The 21,273-nt window shown below is 57.6% G+C and carries 23 protein-coding genes; 10 read left to right on the top strand and 13 right to left on the bottom strand.

Features of this window, described 5'->3' with window-relative positions; genetic code table 11:
* Window positions 1–6: 6 nt before the first annotated feature.
* The 3 genes from FOM92_RS01235 to dnaK all read right to left on the bottom strand — a co-directional run bounded on the left by FOM92_RS01235 (window position 7) and on the right by dnaK (window position 4,091).
* On the bottom strand, window positions 7–897 hold the full coding sequence (locus FOM92_RS01235) for an MBL fold metallo-hydrolase (protein ID WP_246087113.1): 891 nt from the start codon (window positions 895–897) through the stop codon (window positions 7–9).
* A 92-nt stretch (window positions 898–989) separates the two neighbouring features.
* The gene (gene dnaJ / locus FOM92_RS01230) at window positions 990–2,111 is read right to left on the bottom strand and encodes a molecular chaperone DnaJ (protein WP_143774967.1); all 1,122 of its coding nucleotides are present in this window, start codon (window positions 2,109–2,111) and stop codon (window positions 990–992) included.
* 69 nt (window positions 2,112–2,180) lie between these two features.
* Complete coding sequence (dnaK, locus tag FOM92_RS01225) at window positions 2,181–4,091, bottom strand: molecular chaperone DnaK (protein ID WP_143774966.1); 1,911 nt, start codon at window positions 4,089–4,091, stop codon at window positions 2,181–2,183.
* 211 nt (window positions 4,092–4,302) lie between these two features.
* Here dnaK and FOM92_RS01220 point away from each other — a divergent pair, with 211 nt between their 5' ends.
* Window positions 4,303–4,773, top strand: a complete 471-nt coding sequence (locus FOM92_RS01220) for a copper chaperone PCu(A)C (protein WP_170226758.1) — start codon at window positions 4,303–4,305, stop codon at window positions 4,771–4,773.
* A 4-nt stretch (window positions 4,774–4,777) separates the two neighbouring features.
* Window positions 4,778–5,242: a vgr related protein gene (locus FOM92_RS01215; protein ID WP_143774964.1), complete on the top strand. Its 465-nt coding sequence runs from the start codon at window positions 4,778–4,780 to the stop codon at window positions 5,240–5,242.
* Here the strand turns inward: FOM92_RS01215 and FOM92_RS01210 are convergent.
* Window positions 5,231–6,628 carry an MATE family efflux transporter gene (locus FOM92_RS01210; RefSeq protein ID WP_143774963.1) on the bottom strand — a complete coding sequence of 466 codons (1,398 nt, stop codon included), beginning with the start codon at window positions 6,626–6,628 and terminating at the stop codon, window positions 5,231–5,233. The two genes, FOM92_RS01215 and FOM92_RS01210, sit on opposite strands and share 12 nt — an antisense overlap.
* 121 nt (window positions 6,629–6,749) lie before the next feature.
* Here FOM92_RS01210 and FOM92_RS01205 point away from each other — a divergent pair, with 121 nt between their 5' ends.
* The gene (locus tag FOM92_RS01205; RefSeq protein WP_143774962.1) at window positions 6,750–7,202 is read left to right on the top strand and encodes a hypothetical protein; all 453 of its coding nucleotides are present in this window, start codon (window positions 6,750–6,752) and stop codon (window positions 7,200–7,202) included.
* 38 nt (window positions 7,203–7,240) lie between these two features.
* On the opposite strand, the gene grpE is transcribed toward FOM92_RS01205, so the two are convergent.
* Window positions 7,241–7,819 carry a nucleotide exchange factor GrpE gene (gene grpE, locus FOM92_RS01200; protein WP_143774961.1) on the bottom strand — a complete coding sequence of 193 codons (579 nt, stop codon included), beginning with the start codon at window positions 7,817–7,819 and terminating at the stop codon, window positions 7,241–7,243.
* A 112-nt stretch (window positions 7,820–7,931) separates the two neighbouring features.
* Window positions 7,932–8,975, bottom strand: coding sequence for a heat-inducible transcriptional repressor HrcA (hrcA, locus tag FOM92_RS01195; protein WP_425473371.1), 1,044 nt, complete (start codon window positions 8,973–8,975; stop codon window positions 7,932–7,934).
* A gap of 81 nt (window positions 8,976–9,056) precedes the next feature.
* Between hrcA and rph the strand changes: the two genes are divergently transcribed.
* The 4 genes from rph to FOM92_RS01175 are packed head-to-tail and all read left to right on the top strand — an operon-like array spanning window position 9,057 to window position 12,466.
* Window positions 9,057–9,770 (top strand): ribonuclease PH, encoded by a 714-nt coding sequence (gene rph, locus FOM92_RS01190; RefSeq protein WP_143774959.1) that lies wholly within the window; start codon window positions 9,057–9,059, stop codon window positions 9,768–9,770.
* 4 nt (window positions 9,771–9,774) lie between these two features.
* On the top strand, window positions 9,775–10,401 hold the full coding sequence (gene rdgB / locus FOM92_RS01185; protein WP_143774958.1) for an RdgB/HAM1 family non-canonical purine NTP pyrophosphatase: 627 nt from the start codon (window positions 9,775–9,777) through the stop codon (window positions 10,399–10,401).
* A complete protein-coding gene (gene hemW, locus FOM92_RS01180; RefSeq protein ID WP_143774957.1) occupies window positions 10,398–11,558 on the top strand; it encodes a radical SAM family heme chaperone HemW in 1,161 nt (386 codons plus the stop codon). The genes rdgB and hemW overlap by 4 nt, the downstream gene beginning before the upstream one ends.
* Window positions 11,559–11,572: 14 nt before the next feature.
* Window positions 11,573–12,466 carry a tyrosine recombinase XerC gene (locus tag FOM92_RS01175; protein WP_143774956.1) on the top strand — a complete coding sequence of 298 codons (894 nt, stop codon included), beginning with the start codon at window positions 11,573–11,575 and terminating at the stop codon, window positions 12,464–12,466.
* A 29-nt stretch (window positions 12,467–12,495) separates the two neighbouring features.
* Here the strand turns inward: FOM92_RS01175 and FOM92_RS01170 are convergent, their stop codons facing one another.
* Genes FOM92_RS01170 through rsmI form a run of 4 tightly spaced genes read right to left on the bottom strand, consistent with a single transcriptional unit; the run spans window position 12,496 to window position 15,241 of the window.
* Window positions 12,496–13,092 (bottom strand): DedA family protein, encoded by a 597-nt coding sequence (locus FOM92_RS01170; RefSeq protein WP_143774955.1) that lies wholly within the window; start codon window positions 13,090–13,092, stop codon window positions 12,496–12,498.
* A 3-nt stretch (window positions 13,093–13,095) separates the two neighbouring features.
* Window positions 13,096–14,052: a glutathione synthase gene (gene gshB, locus FOM92_RS01165; protein ID WP_143774954.1), complete on the bottom strand. Its 957-nt coding sequence runs from the start codon at window positions 14,050–14,052 to the stop codon at window positions 13,096–13,098.
* Window positions 14,053–14,063: 11 nt separating this feature from the next.
* On the bottom strand, window positions 14,064–14,414 hold the full coding sequence (locus tag FOM92_RS01160; protein WP_143774953.1) for a YraN family protein: 351 nt from the start codon (window positions 14,412–14,414) through the stop codon (window positions 14,064–14,066).
* The gene (gene rsmI / locus FOM92_RS01155) at window positions 14,411–15,241 is read right to left on the bottom strand and encodes a 16S rRNA (cytidine(1402)-2'-O)-methyltransferase (protein ID WP_143774952.1); all 831 of its coding nucleotides are present in this window, start codon (window positions 15,239–15,241) and stop codon (window positions 14,411–14,413) included. Before rsmI ends, FOM92_RS01160 begins: the two co-directional genes overlap by 4 nt.
* A 33-nt stretch (window positions 15,242–15,274) precedes the next feature.
* Between rsmI and FOM92_RS01150 the strand changes: the two genes are divergently transcribed.
* A complete protein-coding gene (locus tag FOM92_RS01150) occupies window positions 15,275–16,444 on the top strand; it encodes a penicillin-binding protein activator (protein WP_143774951.1) in 1,170 nt (389 codons plus the stop codon).
* Window positions 16,445–16,462: 18 nt separating this feature from the next.
* Here the strand turns inward: FOM92_RS01150 and def are convergent, their stop codons facing one another.
* Window positions 16,463–17,017 carry a peptide deformylase gene (def, locus tag FOM92_RS01145; RefSeq protein WP_143774950.1) on the bottom strand — a complete coding sequence of 185 codons (555 nt, stop codon included), beginning with the start codon at window positions 17,015–17,017 and terminating at the stop codon, window positions 16,463–16,465.
* A gap of 45 nt (window positions 17,018–17,062) precedes the next feature.
* Complete coding sequence (gene recR / locus FOM92_RS01140) at window positions 17,063–17,659, bottom strand: recombination mediator RecR (RefSeq protein ID WP_143774949.1); 597 nt, start codon at window positions 17,657–17,659, stop codon at window positions 17,063–17,065.
* Between the two features lie 42 nt (window positions 17,660–17,701).
* Between recR and fmt the strand changes: the two genes are divergently transcribed.
* Together fmt and truA are read left to right on the top strand one after the other, a co-directional pair.
* Window positions 17,702–18,610, top strand: a complete 909-nt coding sequence (gene fmt, locus FOM92_RS01135) for a methionyl-tRNA formyltransferase (protein ID WP_143774948.1) — start codon at window positions 17,702–17,704, stop codon at window positions 18,608–18,610.
* Window positions 18,607–19,347, top strand: a complete 741-nt coding sequence (gene truA, locus FOM92_RS01130) for a tRNA pseudouridine(38-40) synthase TruA (RefSeq protein ID WP_143774947.1) — start codon at window positions 18,607–18,609, stop codon at window positions 19,345–19,347. The genes fmt and truA overlap by 4 nt, the downstream gene beginning before the upstream one ends.
* A 26-nt stretch (window positions 19,348–19,373) precedes the next feature.
* Here truA and FOM92_RS01125 read toward each other — a convergent pair whose 3' ends face one another.
* Entirely contained in the window at window positions 19,374–21,266 is a 1,893-nt protein-coding gene (locus FOM92_RS01125; protein WP_143774946.1) for an XrtA/PEP-CTERM system amidotransferase, read from the bottom strand.
* Window positions 21,267–21,273 lie beyond the last annotated feature (7 nt).

Below are 21,273 nucleotides of genomic sequence, written 5' to 3'. Positions count from 1 at the left end.
TTCGTCCTATTTTTTCAGATTGTTATAAACGGTCTCGACAAAGCGGTCCGGCGTGATGAAGCCGTCGGTGTTAATACCAAAACCTTCAGTCGGCTTGCTCGCCTTGATCTGTTCTAATGTCTTGCCGGCTTTTATTCCGGCTTCCACTTTTGCAATGACCGTTGCCACCATATTCCGGTGGTTTTGCAAATCCGCTTTGGTCGCCACCGCGCCATGGCCCGGAATTATCTTTGTCTGGTCATTTGCGATCGCCAATGCTTTGTCTGCCGCCGTCACAAATCCCCGGACATCACCACCGCTTCCCACATCGACAAAAGGAAAGCTGATCTTGAACATGAAAAGATCGCCCATGTGGATGACGTTCGACTTTGTCCAGTGGATGAAGGAATCGCCATCGGTATGGGCCGCAGGCACGTGCACCACGCGCACTTCTTCTCCATTCAGATGCAGCTTCAGGCCATCGGAATAGGTGATAACGGGCAGCGCCGCCTTGGGCGCAGGTGGCACGGTGTTTCCGGCGACTGTCGCCCCTGCCGCCATTCGAACGCGGACATTGTCGTGCGCCATGATGACTGCGCCAGCCTTACCCAGATTTTCATTTCCGCCACTGTGGTCGAAATGCCAGTGCGTGTTGATCAGAAACTTGACCGGCTGCGCCCCCAGATCAGTGATAGCCTTCTGGATTTTAGGAGTCAGGGGTGCGAATTGGTCGTCAATCAATATGGTGCCATCTTCACCATAGGAAACACCAATATTGCCACCTGCACCAAACAAGACCGCGACACCGGGTGCCAGTTGTTCAACCTTGATCTCGACTTTTGACATATCCTGCTGCGCATGAACAGACACAGGCGTCAGCGCCGCAGAAGCGAACAAGATGGCAGAAAGCTTTTTCACGATACATTCTCCCTTAGAAGTCGGGAGGAGGTTAGCGTTCAAGCTGTGCGAAAGCCAGCGCCGAGATGCCGTGAACATCCCGGAACGCAATCTCATTCCGTCAATTCGTCCCATAGGCCTTTTAGTTTGTTGAAAAACCCTGCGGCCTGCGGGCTTTCTGCGCCAGTTTCGGTTTCCCGGAACTCCCGCAGCAATTCCTTTTGCCGGGCAGTCAGGCGGGTCGGCGTCTCAACATCGATCTGGACCACCATGTCACCACGACCGCGTCCTTGCAGCACCGGCATCCCTGCCCCGCGCTGACGCAATTGTTTGCCGGATTGGATGCCTTCAGGAACAACAATAATATGCTCGGCCCCGTCCAGTCCCGGAATACGGATTTCGCCGCCCAGGGACGCAGTCGTAAAGCTGATCGGGGCGCGACAGAATAACGTAGTGCCCTCGCGCTCAAAAACTTTGTGCCGTGACATGTGGATGAAAATATACAGATCGCCTGCCGCCGCGCCATTCGGCCCGGCTTCGCCACGTCCCGCCACACGGATACGCGTGCCTTCATCCACACCCGGAGGAATTGTAACGGAAATAGTCTTTCGTTCGTCCACACGGCCTTCACCGCGGCAGACCTTGCACGGATCCTCGATTACCTCACCACGACCATGGCAGGTGGGGCATGTGCGCTCGACCACGAAAAAGCCTTGCTGCGCACGAACTTTGCCGTGCCCGCCGCAAAGATTGCACCGCCGCTTGCCCGAACCCGGCGTCGCACCGGACCCTTCACAGGTTCCACAGGCCGAAGCGACATCGATTGTGATTTCGGCTTCTTTACCGTGGAAAGCTTCGTCGAGCGATATTTCCAGATCATAGCGCAGGTCCGCACCACGTGCTGGCCCACGCTGGCGACCCCCAAAGGCATCGCCGAAAAAGCTTTCGAAAATGTCGGAAAAATCGCCAAATCCTCCACCAGCCTGACCGGCGCCCATGCCGCCATTTTCGAAGGCGGCCTTCCCAAAGCGGTCATAGGCGGCGCGCTTTTGCGGGTCCTTCAGGACGTCATAGGCTTCGCTGATGGCTTTGAACTTGGCTTCCGACTTGTCGCAGCCCGGATTGCGGTCCGGATGGCATTCCATTGCCAGCCGGCGATAAGAGGATTTCAGCGTCTTTTCATCCGCTGTCCTGTCAACCTGCAACAACTCGTAATAATCAACATCGAGACTCATAGCTGATTAAACCCCCGGTCCCGACCGCCACCCGCGTTTCGAAAGGTGACGGCCGGAAGCTCCTTAAAATCAGTCTTTTTTGTCGTCTTCGACTTCGGAGAACTCGGCATCGACCACATTTTCATCGGCCGGTGCATCTTCCGCAGCGTCGTTTGTTGACGTGGCTGAAGCTTGCTGCTCTTCCTTGTAGATCGCTTCACCGAGCTTCATCGCGACCTGGGCCAAGGCGGTTGCCTTTTCCTTCATCGCTTCGGCATCGCCACTTTCAATTGCAGTCTTGGTTTCGGCCACAGCGGCTTCGATCTCGCCCTTCAGGCCGGCATCGATTTTGCTGCCATGTTCTTCAAGCTGCTTCTCGGTTGTGTGGACAAGGCTTTCCGCGTTGTTCTTGGCTTCCGCCGCTTCGCGACGCTTCTTGTCCTCTTCGGCAAATGCTTCGGCATCGCGAACCATCTGATCGATATCGGCGTCGGACAAACCGCCCGAGGCCTGGATCTTGATCTGCTGCTCTTTGCCGGTGCCCTTGTCCTTTGCGGTTACGCTGACAAGACCATTGGCGTCGATGTCGAAGGTTACTTCGATCTGTGGCACGCCGCGCGGCGCAGGGGGGATACCCACCAAGTCGAAATTGCCGAGCAACTTGTTGTCGGCGGCCATTTCACGCTCGCCCTGGAAGACGCGGATGGTCACCGCATTCTGGTTGTCTTCCGCGGTCGAATAGACCTGGCTCTTCTTCGTCGGGATGGTCGTGTTGCGATCGATCATGCGGGTGAACACGCCACCCAGCGTTTCGATACCAAGCGACAGCGGCGTCACGTCGAGCAACAGGACGTCCTTGACGTCGCCCTGCAGAACGCCTGCCTGAATTGCAGCACCCATGGCGACCACTTCGTCCGGGTTCACACCCGTGTGCGGTTCCTTGCCAAAGAAGCTCTTCACGACGTCGCGGACCTTCGGCATGCGGGTCATACCGCCGACCATCACGACTTCATCAATCGCGTCTGCCTTGATACCGGCGTCGGCAATTGCCTTTTTGCATGGCTCGAGTGTCCGCTTGATGAGGTCGTCGACCAGCTTTTCAAGATCCGCACGGGTGATGGTTTTCACCAGGTGCTTCGGACCATTTTGGTCAGCCGTGATGAATGGCAGGTTGACTTCGGTCGTCTGCGTCGAGGACAGTTCGATCTTCGCCTTTTCCGCAGCTTCCTTCAGGCGCTGCAGCGCAAGCTTGTCCTTGGTCAGGTCAATGCCTTCGGCCTTCTGGAAATCGGAAGCGAGAAATTCGACCAGTTTGCTGTCGAAATCTTCACCGCCCAAGAAGGTGTCGCCATTTGTCGACTTCACTTCGAATACGCCGTCACCGACTTCGAGGATCGAGATGTCGAACGTGCCGCCGCCGAGGTCATAAACCGCGATGGTCTTGTTTTCGTCCTTGTCGAGGCCATAGGCCAGCGCAGCAGCCGTCGGTTCGTTGATGATACGCAGCACTTCAAGGCCGGCAATCTGGCCTGCATCCTTGGTTGCCTGACGCTGGGCATCGTTGAAATATGCCGGAACCGTGATGACAGCCTGGGTAACAGTCTCACCCAGATAGGCTTCGGCCGTTTCCTTCATCTTTTGCAGGATGAAAGCCGAAATCTGCGAAGGCGAATAATCGTCGCCGCCGGCCTTGACCCAGGCATCGCCATTCTTGCCCTTCACGATGCTGTAAGGCACCAGTTCGGTATCTTTCTTGGTCACAGGATCGTCAAAACGACGGCCGATCAAACGCTTTACCGCGAAAATCGTGCTTTCCGGATTGGTGACGGCCTGGCGCTTGGCCGGCTGCCCGATCAGACGCTCGCCATCCTTGGCGAAGGCAACGATTGACGGTGTGGTGCGTGCACCTTCTGCATTCTCAATGACCTTGGGCTTGCCACCGTCCATAACCGCAACGCAGCTGTTTGTCGTGCCCAAGTCGATACCGATAACTTTAGCCATAAAAACTTACCCCGAAATTCTATATTGAACTGTAAACCGGACTTTTCCGTAAGGGCCCCATCAGGCACCCCTATTGTTCGAAAATCATCCTTGCTGCGGCGATATAGGTGCCAATTTGCTTGGCACAAGGCTTGGGGGCACCTAGATAAGCAAAAAGCGATGTAACGCCCCAGTTTTGGACAATTTTTGAAGGACACAGATGAGGTCGCCCATGAACAAGCCAGTTTTAGCCCTTTTCAGCGCTGCCACAGCGCTTTTCCTCACATCTTGCGGTCCGACACCGCAGTTGAAAGTGAAAGAGGCCGTGCTGACTCTGTCGCCTGTCGACAGCAATCCGTCCTCTTATCATTTCAACGTCTATGGCGGGCCAACAGACGTTTATCTGCTGCGCGTCAGCTCACCCTCCGCGATCCGCACCGAGATGCATGATGTGGGCGTTGACCCCAAAACCGGTGCCGTCACCATGAAACCGATGACCCGGGTGTTCATCCCGTCAGGCAAAAAGGTCGAATTCAAAAAGGGCGGCAAGCATGTCATGATGTGGGGCGTCAATCTCGTCCCGCGCCGTCTGGGCGAGATTGAGACCGAATTTCTCTTTTCGAATAACGAACGGATCCTGGTGAAGGCACGCGTTCAGGAAGTGGACGGCACGGACCCGGACGAGAAAAAGGCCCTCAACTAAGGGGATGTTCGGTCCGCACAAATCCGGCCGCCCTTTGACGGTGCGCGAACGCGCATTGGCGAAATCGGTATTTGGCGATGCGCTCGACTATGACAAAATCCGCATCCACAACCGCAAATGGTGGTGGTTCCAGCCCTCACGCGTCACAATGGCACCTGACGGACATTTATGGTTCCATCCGAAAAACCAGATGTTTTGCGACGATTTTTGCGACCGGGACTTGGGATTGCAGGGCCTGTTCATCCATGAACTTGTGCATGTCTGGCAGCATCAACAGGGTATTTTCCTGCCGCTCCGTCGCCATCCCTTCTGCCGCTATGATTATAGCCTGAAACCCGGCTGGACATTGGCCCGCTACGGGATCGAGCAACAGGCCGAGATCGTCCGGCACATATTCCTGCTGCGTAACGGGGTCAAAGTCGCAGGCGCGCCGCCGCTTTCCCAATATGAGGGAATTTTACCCTTTTAGGGGCAGCAGTTCCAACCGTTCGCGCATCAGCCAGCGGGTCAGCACAAGTCCGGCCACAATGCCGAGGCCGACCGCAAGCCCGGTCCAGATGCCTGCGCCATCCCAACCGCGGTAAAAGGCAAGCCAGCATCCAAAGCCGATCCCGATGACCCAGTAACCCAAGGCGGCAAACAGCATGGGCCATGTGGTATCCTGCAACCCGCGCAGCATACCGGTACCGACCACTTGCGCGCCGTCGACAATCTGGAAAACAGCCGCGACGAGCAGGAAGGACACCGCTAGGTTCAGCACCTCCACATTTCCCTTGAGTTCAGGGTCAAGGAAAAATCCGGCGAGTGTCGCGGGGAACAGCCAGATGATCAGCGCCATGGCGGACATGAAACCAACGCCCAAAATATAGGCTGTCCATCCGGCGCGGCGTATCGCATCCTTGTCCATACAGCCAAAGCCCAGCCCGACCCGCACCGTGACTGCCTGACCCAGCCCCATGGGGACCATGAACGTCATGGAGGCAATCTGGATCGCAACCGCATGCGCTGCGACCGAACTGGTGCCGATATAGCCCATCAGGAATACCGCAGCGGCAAATACCATGGCCTCAAATCCCATATGCAGCCCGATTGGAAAACCGAGCCGCCAGATGGTGAAAAAGCGTGCCCAGTCGGCACGCCACCAGCGGCCGAACAGATGGTAGCGGCGGAATTTGGGATGGCGTATCACTACCACGGAAAGGAACAGGAACTGGAACAGTGCCGTTAGCGAGCTGCCAATCCCGGCGCCGACAAGTTCCAGCCGCGGCAGGCCGAAATGGCCGAAAATCAGTCCATAGTTGATGGCGGCGTTTACAAAAACCGCCGCTATGCCGGCCGCCATCGCCCAGTTGGGCCGTTCAAGTGCAGCCATAAAAGACCGCAGCACAACCACCCCGAGCGTCGGCAGGATCATCCATTGCAGCGCCCGCACAAAAAGCCCCGTGTCTTCGGCAAGGCGCACCGGCTGCCCCGCCCAGATCAGGAAGGGACCTGTAAACCAGAGAATGAGCCAGAGCGGAATGCAGACGGCAACCGAAGCCCAGAACGCCTGACGCACGGTGCGCCGGACATCACGAACCGAATGGGCCTTGCGCCCGATTTCCGCTGCCATCAGGGGTGATGCCGCCGTGATCACGCCAATGCCAAACAGCAAAACCGCAATCACAATCCCCGACCCCAAGGCCGACGCCGCCAAAGCATCCGGACTGAGCCGCGCGAGCAGGAAAACATCGGTCGAGTTGATTAGGACCATGGTCACATTGGTCAGCACCAACGGCCAAGCCAACGCCAAAGTCGCCCGAAACTCGTCGCGCCACGGGGACGGGAGATTTGGAGAGGTAGCTTGGTTGGTCATGGGATGCGCGCGATAGCGGAATGGGCGCGTTACGGCTAGCCGTTGTTTTGGGCAAACCAAGTATGATCACCACCCGTTTAACTAATGTTTCAATATTGGTGCGTAAGTTAATGAAATGGAGATGACAAAGATTACAGCCGCTAACGCAGTCGACGAAGACGAGCGTATTCATATTTGGCGCAGCAAGTTTTTTGATAAAGCATCGAAGTGCGAACGCGAGTTGCGGCGTATTCTTGACTTACCAAACAACGACAAAAGTCATTTCAAAACGATGGCGGAAAAAATTCTGAACGACGACAAAAATAAGAAGAAGTCGCCTCTAACCAACCTTTTGAATGAACTCATCCCGCTGATTGAATTGCGAGCAGAACTAGCTCATTCGCATTTCGTTGGCCTCGATGCAGGTAATGAAAACAGCGCCCTTTTTGACAATGCCTGCCTAACGCATCCGCATTTCAGAAAGCTGATGGCGATCACAGAAGAGCAAAGAGTAAAGGCCTATCAGCGATTATCTTGGATTGCGGGGCAACTAGCGACATCATCGCGACCTCAGACCGGACCAAATCCGGCCTGAGGCGACGACTCTGGGCCGTCAATTCAACCCCACCAACCTCAATCCGGCTTCTTCGCCACCCCAACCAAAGCAGGCCGCAACAGCCGGTCTTTGATCATATAACCCGCCTGCATCTCGGTCACGATTGTACCCGGCTCGCTTTCCGCGTTGGGTATCTCGACCATTGCCTGATGGACATTGGGATCAAGCGGCATGCCCATGGCGGCAATGCGGGTAATGCCGTTCTTGGCAAATACGCTTTCCAGTTCGCGGCCGGTTGCTTCCAGTCCGGTGACCAGCGGCTTCATCTTTTCATCTTCGCGCAATTCAGCGGGAATGGCATCCAGGGCGCGCGCCAGATTGTCCGAAACCGACAGGATATCGCGCGCAAAATTGGTTGCGGCATAGGCACGTGCATCGGCGGCTTCTTTTTCCATCCGACGGCGCACATTCTGGGTATCGGCCTGGGCGTAAAGTACATCCTGCTTGGCAGCGGCCAGTTGTTCTTCGAGCATCGCGATGCGTTCTGCATCGGCATTTGCGGCAGGTTCTTCTCCGCCTTCCCGCAAATGTTCCGGCACGCCTTCCATTTCCTTTTCGGCTGCGCTGTCGGCTGCTTCGTTTTTCTTATCCGTCATAACCTGCATTAACCCATTCGTTTTGCGGCGCGTTCTGCCGCGTCTTGCGATGCGCATATAGGTGGTTAGCCGGAATCATCAACCCGTACTGTGGCTAACTTCAGCGAGAAATTCACTTCATCAGGCGGCTTAAGGTCTGCGCCGTAAAATCGACCATCGGTACAATGCGGGCATAGTTTAGGCGGGTGGGTCCGATAACCCCGACCACGCCGACCACCTTGCCGCCGGCTTCGCGATAGGGCGCCGCAATGACTGATGATCCGGACAGCGAAAATAGATTATTTTCCGATCCGATGAAAATCCGCGTCGATTGCGCTTCGCGGGCGCTGTCGACGAGACGGGCAATCTCTTCCTTGCTTTCCAGTTCGTCGAGCAGCTGCCGTACCCGGTCGAGATCCGCCGCGGCGGCTTCGTCAATCAGGTTCGATTGTCCGCGCACAATCAGGACCGGGCGGTCATTGGCGTCGAGCGACCAGACCACCAGCCCATCGCGGACCAGCTTTTCACTCGCCTGGTCCAGTTCCGCCTTTTCCGCCCGAATCTCGCTATCAAGCCGCGCCAGGGCTTCGGACAGGGTCAATCCCGAAAGGCGGGCAGATATATAGTTTGAAGCCTCGACCAAAGCGCTGTCGCTGAGTGAGGGATCGACCAAAACGACGCGATTCTCGACGCTATTGTCGGTGCCGACCATGATTGCCAGCACCTGTGTCGCAGACAATCGTGCAAAGCTGAAGGCCTTCAACACGGCATCGCGTTTGGGCACCAAGACGATACCCGCACACGCGGACAGACCCGAAAGAACCGACGTCGCCGCAGCGAGCGCTTCTTCGATAGGGCCATCGGACTTGATCTGCGATTCGATTGCCCTTCTTTCTTCAGCAGAAGGTTCCGCCGCTTGCATCATGCCGTCTACAAAAAGGCGCAGGCCACTTTCGGTCGGCATCCGTCCGGCGCTGGTATGGGGGGCGGCCAATAGTCCGGCCTCTTCAAGATCCTGCATCACATTCCGGATCGACGCCGGCGAAAGGTTCAGCCCTGCAAATTTCGAGATGGTGCGCGATCCCACAGGTGTACCGCTATCCAAATAGCTTTCGACCACCATGCGGAAAATGGTACGCGTACGGTCGTTCAGTTCATTGATCGCTGTCTGGTTCACAGACATAGATGTAGCGCAGCACGCTTGCAAAGCAAGCGGGGGAGGTTATGGCGTCGCTATACCCGTTATCAGGAGAATATCATGCGTCCATCCGGCCGTGCGCCCGACGAAATGCGCCCCATTTCAATTGAAACCCATTTTACCAAACATGCCGAGGGCAGCTGCCTGATCGGATTTGGCGATACGCGCGTTCTGGTGACCGCGAGTGTGGAAGACCGCCTGCCACCCTGGTTGCGCGGGAAGGGTGAGGGCTGGGTAACGGCGGAATATTCCATGCTGCCCCGCGCAACCCATACGCGTGGCCAGCGTGAAGCGGCAAAGGGAAAGCAGTCCGGCCGGACACAGGAAATTCAGCGCCTGATTGGCCGTTCCCTGCGTGCGGTTGTCGATTTGAAAAAGCTGGGTGAGCATCAGATCACGCTCGACTGCGACGTATTGCAAGCCGATGGCGGCACGCGCACGGCGGCTATTTCAGGCGCATGGGTCGCTCTGCGGCTGGCGGTTGATGGACTGCTTGCGTCCGGTGCGATCAAGGAAGATCCGATCAGCGGCCGTGTCGCGGCAATCAGTTGCGGCATCTACAACGGCACGCCTGTTCTCGACCTCGACTATATCGAGGATTCGAGCGCCGATGCCGATGCGAACTTCGTGTTGATCGAAGGCGGGCAGATTGCCGAAGTGCAGGCAACCGCCGAAGGTGCGACTTATGACGAAGAGAGCCTGCTGCGCCTGCTACGCCTTGCGCGTATGGGCACCGACCGGATTTTTGCGGTGCAGGCGGACGCGGTAAAGTAATCCAATGACCCACCGCAAACTGCTGCCCGGAAAGCTCGTCATTGCCAGCCACAATGCGGGTAAGGTGCGCGAGATCCGCGCATTGCTTGCCCCGTTCGGCATCGATCCGGTATCAGCAGGGGAGCTTGGCCTGCCCGAACCGGAGGAAACGGGAACGACCTTTGCGGAGAATGCGCTTTTGAAAGCACATGCCTCCGCACAGGGTTCAGGCTTGCCTGCCCTGGCGGATGACAGCGGTTTGTGCGTCACGGCCCTGTCCGGTGCGCCGGGGGTATATACAGCCGACTGGGCCGAAAAGCAGAGCTTTGAAGGCGGCCCCGGTCGCGACTGGTATATGGCGATGGGCAAGGTTGAGGGGAAATTGGCCGAACAGGGTCCGGAAACAGACCGGAGCGCCTATTTCACCTGCACCCTCGCTCTGGCATGGCCAGACGGCCATGAAGAGATTTTCGAAGGACGCGTGCAAGGCAGCCTGACATGGCCGCCACGTGGAACGATGGGCTTTGGCTATGACCCGGTTTTTGTGCCGACAGGCCACACCGAAACTTTTGCCGAGCTGGATCCTGCAGCCAAGCATGCGATGAGCCACCGTGCCGATGCCTTCCGCAAACTGGTCGAGGCGGTCTTTTGAGCGAACCCCTCGCCCTCTATATCCACTGGCCTTTTTGCATTTCCAAATGCCCCTATTGCGACTTTAACAGCCATGTTCGCGAAAGCGTCGACCAAGATGCATGGCGAGCCGCCTTATTGCAGGACATGGCGCATGAAGCCGGGTTGACCAAAGGACGTCCTCTCACTTCCATATTCTTCGGCGGCGGCACGCCATCGCTGATGCCGCCTGCTATGGTTGCTGCGCTCATTAATGCTGCGCATACGCACTGGGGCTTTGCCGACGATATCGAGATCACGTTGGAGGCCAATCCCTCCTCGGTTGAAGCAGCCCGGTTTGCGGACCTTGCGCAGGCCGGGGTGAACCGGGTGTCGCTGGGGCTCCAATCACTCGACGATGCCGCACTCAGCTTTCTGGGCCGCGCGCATAGTGTTGCGGAAAGTCTTGATGCGCTGGCGATTGCGCAGCGGCATTTTGCGCGCGTCAATATCGACCTGATCTATGCCCGCCCCGACCAGACGGCCGAGCAATGGGATGACGAATTGCGCCGGGCCCTTTCCTTTGGCACCGACCATATGTCGCTGTACCAATTGACAATCGAACCTGGGACCCGATTTGAAACCATGGTCCGCACCGGCCAGTTCGTTCCCGCCGATAATGACGACGCGGCCACGCTGTACGACATGACACAGTCACTGACCAACTCGGCGGGTTTACCCGCTTACGAGATTAGCAATCACGCCCGGCCCGGTTCGGAAAGCCGTCATAATCTTAGCTATTGGCGGTATGACGATTATATCGGCATCGGCCCGGGGGCGCATGGAAGGCGCCTGAACAATGCCACGCAACGCCATAAAAAACCGGAGAATTTCCTCTCTGCAATTACGCGGAATGGCCATGCTATTGCGGGGGAGGATCCGCTTGATCCACCCTCCCGCGCTACCGAAGCATTGTTGATGGGCCTGCGACTTGCCGAGGGAATATGCCTTAATCGGCTGTCCCGAAAAACGGGTATTGCGCCGGGCGCACTGCTTGACGCGGATGCGGTTGAACGCATTGCCAGTCTGGGCCTGCTTCATCGTGATGGCAGCCAAATTGTGGTGACAGCAAAAGGCATGCCTCTCCTGGATGCGATCCTGCCCGAGATTGTAGCGGTTGAGGCTGAGCCGTCCGCCTGATAGTGTCGCCTTTGATGGCTTCCCTGATCGCCGAATATCAAGCTTTCCTGACGGACAATCGCCGTATGTCGCCGCACAGCGTGCGTGCCTATCTCGCGACGGCCGAACGATTAAGCGATTTCCTTGAACGGCATTGGGGCGCAACTGTCGACAGGCCGGGGCTGCTAAAGATCAACGCTGCGGATATGCGCGCGTTTCTTGCGGACCGGCGTGGAGATGGCCTGACCAACCGATCAACAGCGCGCGAACTTTCTGCCGTCCGTCATTTTCTGCGCTTTGCACTGGGTGACGATGCGCAATTACCAGCCTTGAAGGGACCGCGCGTCCAACGCAGCCTGCCCAGACCGGTCAACCCGGACGATGTCGTCGCACTTGCCGAAGATGCCGCCGGTTCCGCACGGGAAAGCTGGATCGGCGCCCGTGATTGGGCGATCCTCTTGCTGCTTTATGGAAGCGGACTGCGTGTCAGCGAAGCCACGGGATTGATGGGCGACATATTGCCCTTAGGGTCCACTTTGCGGGTCACCGGTAAGCGCAACAAGACCAGGATTATACCGGTTTTGGAAGCGGTTAAAGCAGCTATTGAAGATTATGTCGAACTTTGCCCCTATCCCATGACACGCGATACGCCACTGTTTCTCGGCTCACGCGGTGGTGCTTTGTCGCCTGCCCTTGTCCGCCGCGCGGTGCAGGGTGCGCGTGGCCGGCTGGGGCTATCGGAACGGACTACGCCCCATGCACTGCGCCACAGCTTTGCGACGCACCTTCTGGCAGGCGGGGCGGATTTGCGGAGCCTGCAGGAACTACTGGGTCATGCCAGCCTGTCGTCGACGCAAGTCTATACGGCGGTGGATACCGCAATGTTACTCGACGAATATTTCAACGCCCATCCACGCGCATCGGGCTAAGGCAGCCTCAGCCCTTTTCAAACAGAGGACTATTCCGGTTTCCAGCGTATGAGCCGCCAGAAATAGCCCAATATGATCAGGACGATCACCGCCGTTGAAACCGGGCCCAATATCCTTTCGACATCTTCAAATTGGGAACCGAGAGCATAGCCTGCCCCGGCAAGCGCGGCGCTCCATCCCGCAGTTCCGATGGTGGAGAACACCAGAAACCGGCGATGGGACATTCCAAATATCCCGGCAGGTATCGAAATCAGCGAACGTAGGGTCGGCAGCATGCGCGCGACGAGAACGATGATCGAGCCATGTTTCCGAAACAGTTCGTGACCCCGCTCAATCTCTTTCCAGTTCAGCGTCAGCCAGCGGCCATAGCGGTCGGCAAAACGATGCAGCCGGTCGGAACCGAATTTGATCGCCAGCCAGAACCATAGATAATTGCCCAACATGGCACCTGCGGTGCCGGCGCCTACGACCCCTGTAAAGGTCATGTTACCGCGCGATGCCGATACACCCGCTACGGTCATGATCACTTCCGAAGGCACAGGCGGGAATACCGTTTCCAAAAACATCAGAAGGGCAACACCCCAATAGCCGCCCTGATCGACGAGCCGGATTATCCAGTCATCCATAGCTTAGCGTCCCAATCGGGCCCCTATGGCATCCCAGATCATTCCCGCCGTATCGGTTCCGTTAAAACGGTCAATGGCGACTATTCCTGTTGGGGACGTCACGTTGATCTCGGTCAACCACTCCCCTCCGATAACATCGATGCCGACAAATATGAGGCCGAGTTCCTTAAGGCGCGGTCCCATTGCCGCGCAAATTTCCTGTTCGCGCGGGGTCAGTTCGGTTGCCTCGGCGCTGCCCCCTACCGCGAGATTTGAGCGGAACTCACCCTCGCCCGGACGCCGGTTGATGGCACCGGCCACCACCCCGTCGATCAGGACAATACGTTTGTCCCCCTTGGCAACGTCAGGCAGGAAAGGCTGGACCATATGGGGTTCGGGCCAGGTACCGTTGAACACCTCCAGCAAGGCACCCAGATTGTCACCTTCGGATGGGACACGGAAAATTGCCTTGCCCCCATTCCCGTGCAGCGGCTTTAACACCACGGCACCATGTTGTTTCTGGAATGCACGGATTTCTTCGGTTGATCGGGTAATCAACGTAGGCGGCATGAACTGGCGATAGTCCAGCACCATGACCTTTTCAGGTGCGTTGCGAACACTGACCGGATTGTTGACCACAAGGGTCTCGCTGTCGATCCGTTCGAGGAGATGGGTGGCGGTGATATAGCCGACGTGAAAAGGCGGGTCCTGCCGCATCAGAACGACATCGATATCGGACCCCAAATCAATACGGCGGCCTTCGCCAAACCGGTAATGCGCACCCTCGACCCGTTGCAGATCATAAACAGGACGCGCCCATGCCGTCAGCCGATCGGCTGCGTCCAGTGTCAGCGTACCGACATCATAATGCCAGATTTCATATCCACGCGCTTGAGCCGACAGCATCAGCGCAAAGCTGGAATCGCCATGGATATTGATGCCGTCCATCGGGTCCATCTGGACTGCAACTCTGATTGTCATTCTGTGGGTCCCTATCCGTGCCAGACATTTTGCAGATGGTGTGGCCACCGCCAAGGTGCAACCAATATTACGTCAATCTGCATATTTTCGGTATTCTTGCCATATCTGGGCAAGAGAATTTCGGCCGCTGCCGCGACGCGGCGTAGCCGGTATGCGTCAATCGCCGTGGCAAGGTCCACGGCCCGGCTGCGCATCTTGACCTCCACAAAAGCGACCGTTTTTCCTCGGCGCGCTATCAGGTCGATCTCTCCACGCGGTGTTTTGACGCGTTCGCCAACGATCCGCCACCCGCGCAAACGCAAAAACCACGCCGCTGCCGCTTCGCCCCAACGCCCCCGTCTTTCGGCAAGGACATGCTTCATTGCCCTTTCATCTCCGTCGCCCGTGCATAAAGGGCGGCCCGCTCCAGTCCGAATTTCTTCGCAATGGCACCGGCGGCCTTGGCCGCGGACATGCTTTGCAGCGCCTCGCGCAAAGCCGCATCGACATCCCCGGCGTCAGCCACCGTATCTTCCGACGGTGGACCGATAATCAGGACAATCTCCCCCTTGGGTTCCTGCGCAGAATAGCGGGCGGCTAACTCTGCGGCGGTTCCGGTCACAACCTCTTCAAACTTCTTCGTCAATTCGCGCGCAACCGCCACTTCGCGGTCACCATAAAGGTCGGCGATAGCGGTCAGAGAGGCTGCCAGACGCGGGCCGCTTTCGTAGAAAACCAGTGTCGCCTTGATATGCGCCAGTTCCGATAGCGCGTCGGCCCGGGCCTTTGCCTTATGGGGCAAAAAGCCGGAAAACAGAAAGCGGTCTGTTGGCAGACCACAGATCGAAAGCGCCGCGATCACCGCGCTCGCGCCTGGTATGGTATAAACAGAGACGCCCGCCTCCCGCGCCGCGCGGACGAGTTTGTAACCCGGATCGGATATCAACGGAGTACCGGCGTCCGACACCAAGGCCACAACACCCTCCCGCGCCGCGGCAATCAAACTGTCCCGGTCTCCGGCGCTGCTATGGTCATTATAGCGACGCATTTTCTTTTTCAGGCCGAGATGATGCAACAATTTACCGGTAACGCGGCTATCCTCAACCGCTACGATTTCTGCCGCATCCAGAACGGCGATCGCGCGTTGTGACATATCTGCAAGGTTGCCGATGGGGGTCGCAACGACATATAAGCCCGACTCGAACGACATTAAAAATACAAGCTATTCGCTGAGGACCCAATCATGAGCGCAACCATTGCAGCAACCGGCGCGCAGCCGCAAGCCATAGCGAACGGACTTAAACGGATTCTGGCGCTGGCCTTGCTGGTGTTTCTGGCAGCATGTGCCGCGGTTCCACGTGGCGGCGAAGGTCCGCCGCCTGTGGTTTCGCCTGACCCGCTCGACGGAATGCACCGTGTTGCGCTGTTGCTTCCGCTGACAGGGCCTGACGGAGATGTTGGCCTCTCGCTTGCCAACGCGACGGCTCTGGCGCTCAGCGATACGAAATCAACCAACATTCAGTTGACGTCCTACGACACCAATTTGGGTGTCACGGCCGCCGCCAACCGGGCTGTAGCAGATGGAAACAAGGTTATCCTTGGACCGCTACGTGGCGATCAGGTGCTGGAAGTAGCGAATATCGCGCGTCCGAAGAACATCCCGATCCTTAGCTTTTCCAATGATATCGGCGTTGCCGGGCGCAATGTCTTCCTGCTGGGACATCTGCCAAACCAGTCGATTGACCGTGTGGTACGCTATGCCCGGGCGAAAGGTTTTTCACGTTTTGGCGCACTGGTCCCCAAAAGCACTTATGGTCAGCGCGCCTATGCGACGGTGACCCAGTCGGTACGGGCAGCCGGTGGCACTCTGGTGGGTGTCGAAGAGGTTGAAGGTGGCGCGGCATCAGTCGATGCGGCGACAAAGCGCTTGTCAGCACGCGGAGCGATGGATGTGGTCCTAGTGGCCGACAGCGGGCGTGCCGCCATTATTACCATTCCGGCTCTTCGGCGTAACGGACTGCGCAATGCAAAGATATTGGGAACCGATTTGTGGAATATCGACGGATCGCTCGCCAGCAACAGCACGATGTACGGCGCATGGTTTGCCAGCGTTTCGGACACGCTATACAACCAATATGCGGCCAAATACCGCACCCGCTTCGGACGCGCACCGCTTCGCCTGTCGAGCCTTGGCTATGATTCCATCCTGCTGATGGCGCGCGTTGCACGCAACTGGCGCCCCGGCACGGCCTTTCCGGTGTCACAACTGACCGATCCGCAAGGCTTTATCGGCGTAGACGGCGCGTTCCGGTTCATGGCGAACGGACTGACCGAACGTACGTTGGAGGTACAGGAAATTCAGGCGGGCAAGTTTGTTACGATCGACGCGGCGCCGACTGCCTTTACGAAATAGGCACCACTCGGAAAAAACTTAGTGATTGCAATGTTCGTTATGAACGTGGCCGCCACCCATTTTGCGGGCTTTTTCGATCTTCTTCAGCACCATCTGCCGCTTCAAACGCGACAGATGGTCGATGAATAAAATGCCTTCAAGATGGTCCATCTCGTGCTGCAGACAGGTGGCCATTAAATCGTCCATCGTCTCTTCGTGCACATTACCTTCCAGATCCTGCCAGCGCGCACGGATCTTCGCCGGGCGCTCTACTTCGGCATATTGATCGGGAACCGACAAACAGCCTTCATTGTAGGCAGATAGCTCTTCCGATGGATCAAGTATTTCGGGATTCACAAAAACGCGCGGATTGCGGACACTCTCGCCATCAGGTCCTTCGTCCTGCAAATCAATGACCAACAGGCGCTTGGGCACCCCGACCTGGATAGCTGCAAGACCGATACCGGGCGCGGCGTACATGGTTTCAAACATGTCATCGACAAGCTTTTTCAGGTCCGCGTCAAAGCTTTCCACCGGTGTGGAGATTGTTTTCAGCCGCGGATCGGGCACTTCAAGAATAGGTAAAATGGCCATGGGTCGCAGATAGGCATGGCTGAGGGGGAAATCAACGCCCTCTTATCATCCCACCGGACGGCGTGCGCGCAACGCCTGCGCCAATGTCCCATCGTCGAGATAATCCAGCTCTCCGCCGACCGGCACACCATGTGCCAATTGCGTCAGGCGTACAGGATATTCCTCCAACCGTTCCGCCAGATAATGTGCGGTGGTCTGCCCTTCCAGCGTCGCATTCATCGCCAGAACGACTTCGTCGACGCCGCCTGCGGCGACGCGGGCGATAAGGCCGTCGATATTCAAATCCTCCGGCCGGACGCCGTCCAGAGCGGACAGACGACCGCCCAAAATATGATATTTGCCGGGAAACAGGCGTGAACGATCCAGCGCCCACAGGTCAGGCACATCTTCGACCACGCAAATGGAACGCGTATCGCGACGGGGGTCGACGCAAATTCCGCACGGGTTTCCTGTGTCGATATTACCGCAGATGTCGCAGACGACCAGACGCTGCTCCACCTGCTCCAACGCGCGCAGGAGCGGCCGCAGTACGGTTTCGCGTTTCTTCATGAGGTGCAAAACCACACGCCGCGCCGAACGGGGGCCAAGACCCGGCAGTTTCGACAGGGCTTGTGCCAGTGCGTCTATTTCTTGCGATGCCATGCACCACGTCTTAGGGGGCTTTCAAACAAAGGAAAAGTCACGATGCGCCTTGCCTTTATGGGAACACCGGAATTTGCCGTTCCAAGCCTTGATGCCCTGGTTGCCGCGGGGCATGAGGTTGTCGCGGTGTATACCCAGCCCCCGCGTCCCGCCAATCGCGGCAAAATGCTGACTCCATCGGCGGTGCAAACGCGCGCGGAGGAACTTGGCCTTTCGGTCCGAAGCCCGCTGTCTCTTCGCAACGCCGAAGCGCAGGCAGAATTTGCCGAACTCGACCTCGATGCAGCTATCGTCGCAGCCTATGGCCTGATTTTGCCCCAGGCAATTCTGGATGCACCGAAGTTCGGTTGTCTCAACGTCCATGGCTCCCTCCTTCCGCGCTGGCGCGGAGCGGCACCGGTGCAACGGGCCATTTTGGCTGGCGACCGGACCACAGGCGTCATGGTCATGCAAATGGAGGCAGGGCTGGACACAGGCCCCGTTCGCGCGACGACCGAAATTGAAATCGGCCGCAAAACAACAGGCGAGCTTACCACCGAGCTCGCCGAGCTCGGGGCGGAATTGATGGTCGTCGTCTTGCAAGACATGGCCGCCCATCCAGCGATCCCCCAATCCGGCGAGGGCGTCACCTATGCCGCAAAGATCGACAAATCCGAAACGCGCATCGATTTTTCACAATCTGCCGCAGCGGTCGAAAGGCAAGTGCGGGCATTCAACCCGGCCCCCGGTGCATGGTTTGAATATGAAGGCGAGCGTTATCGCATATTAGAGGCGCAGGTCATTCCCGCTCAGCCCAATGTTGCCGGCGAAGTTTTGGACAATCACCTCACTATAGCCTGCGGAACCGATTCCATTCGCCCGACCTTGATCCAGCGTGCTGGCAAGCCTGCCATGCCCACTGCCGATCTGCTGCGCGGCAAGCCTATTGCGCCGGGTACGATTCTCGCATGACCCGGTTTGCCCTCACCATCGAATTTGACGGCGGTCCCTATATGGGATGGCAGTGGCAGGACCACGGCCCATCCGTGCAAGGTGCCATTGAAGAGGCTATTTTCAAAACCACCGGCGAAAAAACCCTTGTCTACAGCGCAGGCCGGACGGACGCGGGCGTGCATGCCCTGGGTATGCGGGCACATGTCGATATCCAGAAGCCGCTGCCACCCTTTCGTCTGATGGGCGCAATCAATGCCCATCTGCGTCCTCATCCAATCGCGATTTTGGCTTGTGAGGAAGTGGATCCGGAATGGCACGCCCGGTACACCTGCATCGGCCGTTCCTATGAATATCGCATCCTCAACCGCCGCGCGCCTCTTACCTTAGAAAAAGGACGCGTCTGGCGGATCGGGCCAGAAATGGATGCCGCGGCAATGCACGATGCCGCCCAATTGCTGGTAGGCCAGCATGACTTCACGACATTCCGTTCAACAGCGTGCCAATCTGCGAGCCCACTCAAAACACTCGACCGTCTTGATGTGCGACGCGAGGGCGATCATATCATCGTGGAAGCCGCTGCATTATCCTTCCTGCACCACCAGGTTCGTTCCATGGTTGGTTGCCTTGCCGCGGTCGGACTGGGTCGTTGGACCGCAGATGATTTGCAGGCCGCCCTAGCCGCCCGCAACCGTTCTGCGCTGGCAGAAAATGCCCCGCCGGAAGGCCTGTATTTCGTGTCGGCGCGTTATCCGTAACTGGAAAAACGGACATGTTATCTCCGTCAGCCGAATAGACCGGCCAACGACTTTTCCAGCATGACAAGTTGCCACAATAGGCGGCCGTTATTGACACGGCCCGCGATGTGGTCCTCCGCTGCCTTTGCGATCATCCTGCTGTCGAACAGATCCATTTGCGAAAACAAGCGGCTGGCCGAAAGGGCACGCGCTTCATCGGCCAACGCCCCCCGAAACCATTGGTCAATTGGCGTTACAAACCCCATTTTGGGCCGGTAGAGAATGTTATGCGGAAGGTGGTCTTCCATCGTCTTCTTCATCAGCCATTTGCCCTGCCCGCCACGGATACGCATTCGTTCCGGAAGGCTGGCCGCGAATTCCAGCAGGCGGTGGTCCAATAAGGGTTCGCGTGCTTCGAGACCCACGGCCATGCTGGTGCGGTCGACCTTGGTCAGGATATCTCCCGGCAGCCACATCTTCATGTCGGCATATTGTGCCTGATCGAGACCGCTTTGCGCAGGCGCCTTTGCCATCAGGCTTTCCATATGCGCTTCGCCACGATAGCCATCCAGTGCGCTACGCATACGCTGCGAATATAATCTGTGCCGCTGGTCCATATTGGTCAGGCTGACGGCATCGGTATAACCTTCGGCCCCGGTGCGGGCCAGCGACAGCAATGTTGTCTTTGCCCGGAAAGGTCGCGGTGCCCAATCCGCCTTTGGGTAAATATTGCCCAATGTGCCAAATAACGGGCCGCGCACATTTTGCGGGAGAAGCCCGCGCAATTGTTCTTCCTTATGATGAAATACATGCCGTCTATACCCGGCAAGAGCCTCGTCCGCACCGTCCCCCGACAAGGCGACGGTTACCTGTTCGCGCGCCAGTTCGCAGACCCGATATGTTGGCAGGGCCGATGCATCCGCAAAGGGTTCGTCAAAATGATGGGCGAGTGTGTCGATCAGGCCGAAATCATCGGCGGCAACCTTGCGGCTGCGGTGGTCTGTCGCAAAACGGCGGGCGATCGTTTCGGCATATTCGCTTTCATCAAGCGCGCCGACATCGAAACCGATGGAGCAGGTTTTGATCGGCTGTCGCGATGCTTCCGCCATGAGTGCGACGACACTGCTGCTGTCCACACCGCCGGACAGAAATGCCCCGAGCGGAACGTCCGCCACCATACGTGAAGTCACACCCTGCCGCATAAGACGCAGCAGTTCTTCGGACAGTTCACCCTGACTGCCGCGCATCCGCTTGCTAAAGTCCAGATCCCAATACTGAACCGGCTTGCCAAGCGGTTGTCCCAGTTGCAGCAGAAGATAATGCCCGGCCGGCAGTTTGCTGACCCCGCGCACAATGCAATTATGGTCGGGCACATAACCAAAGGTAAGATAGTCATCGACTGCGGACAGGTCTATTTCACGGCGCAATGCCGGATGGGCCGTCAGCGCCTTTAGCTCTGAGCCGAAGAGGATACTGCCATCCGGAATCGCCGCGTAAAATAGCGGCTTTACCCCCAACCGATCCCGGGCGAGGAAAAGCTGCTTTGTTCGGGCATCATGGATCGCGAACACGAACATGCCGTGAAAATGTGAAACACAGGCGGATCCCCAGTGACGCCAGCCATGCAGGATGACCTCACTGTCGCTCTGGGTGGCAAAACTGTAACCCGCCGCTTCCAGTTCTGTTCGCAATTCCCGGAAATTATAGATTTCCCCGTTAAAACTCAGGGATAGTGCACCATCGTCCGAATGCATGGGCTGTGCGCCGCCTTCAAGATCAATGATCGACAAGCGCCGGTGGCCTAGCCCCACCCCCGGGGCAGTCCATATACCTGATCCGTCGGGGCCCCGGTGCGCGATAGCATCGGTCATCCGCTTTACCCGCTCGGGGTCAACCGGCTTGGCCGTTTCGATATGAAATATACCCGCAATGCCACACATGGGGGCG

Source organism: Sphingorhabdus contaminans (genome assembly GCF_007280415.1).
In the GTDB taxonomy this organism is placed as follows: Bacteria; Pseudomonadota; Alphaproteobacteria; order Sphingomonadales; family Sphingomonadaceae; genus Sphingorhabdus_B; species Sphingorhabdus_B contaminans.
This window is presented reverse-complemented; position numbering and strand designations above follow the sequence as displayed.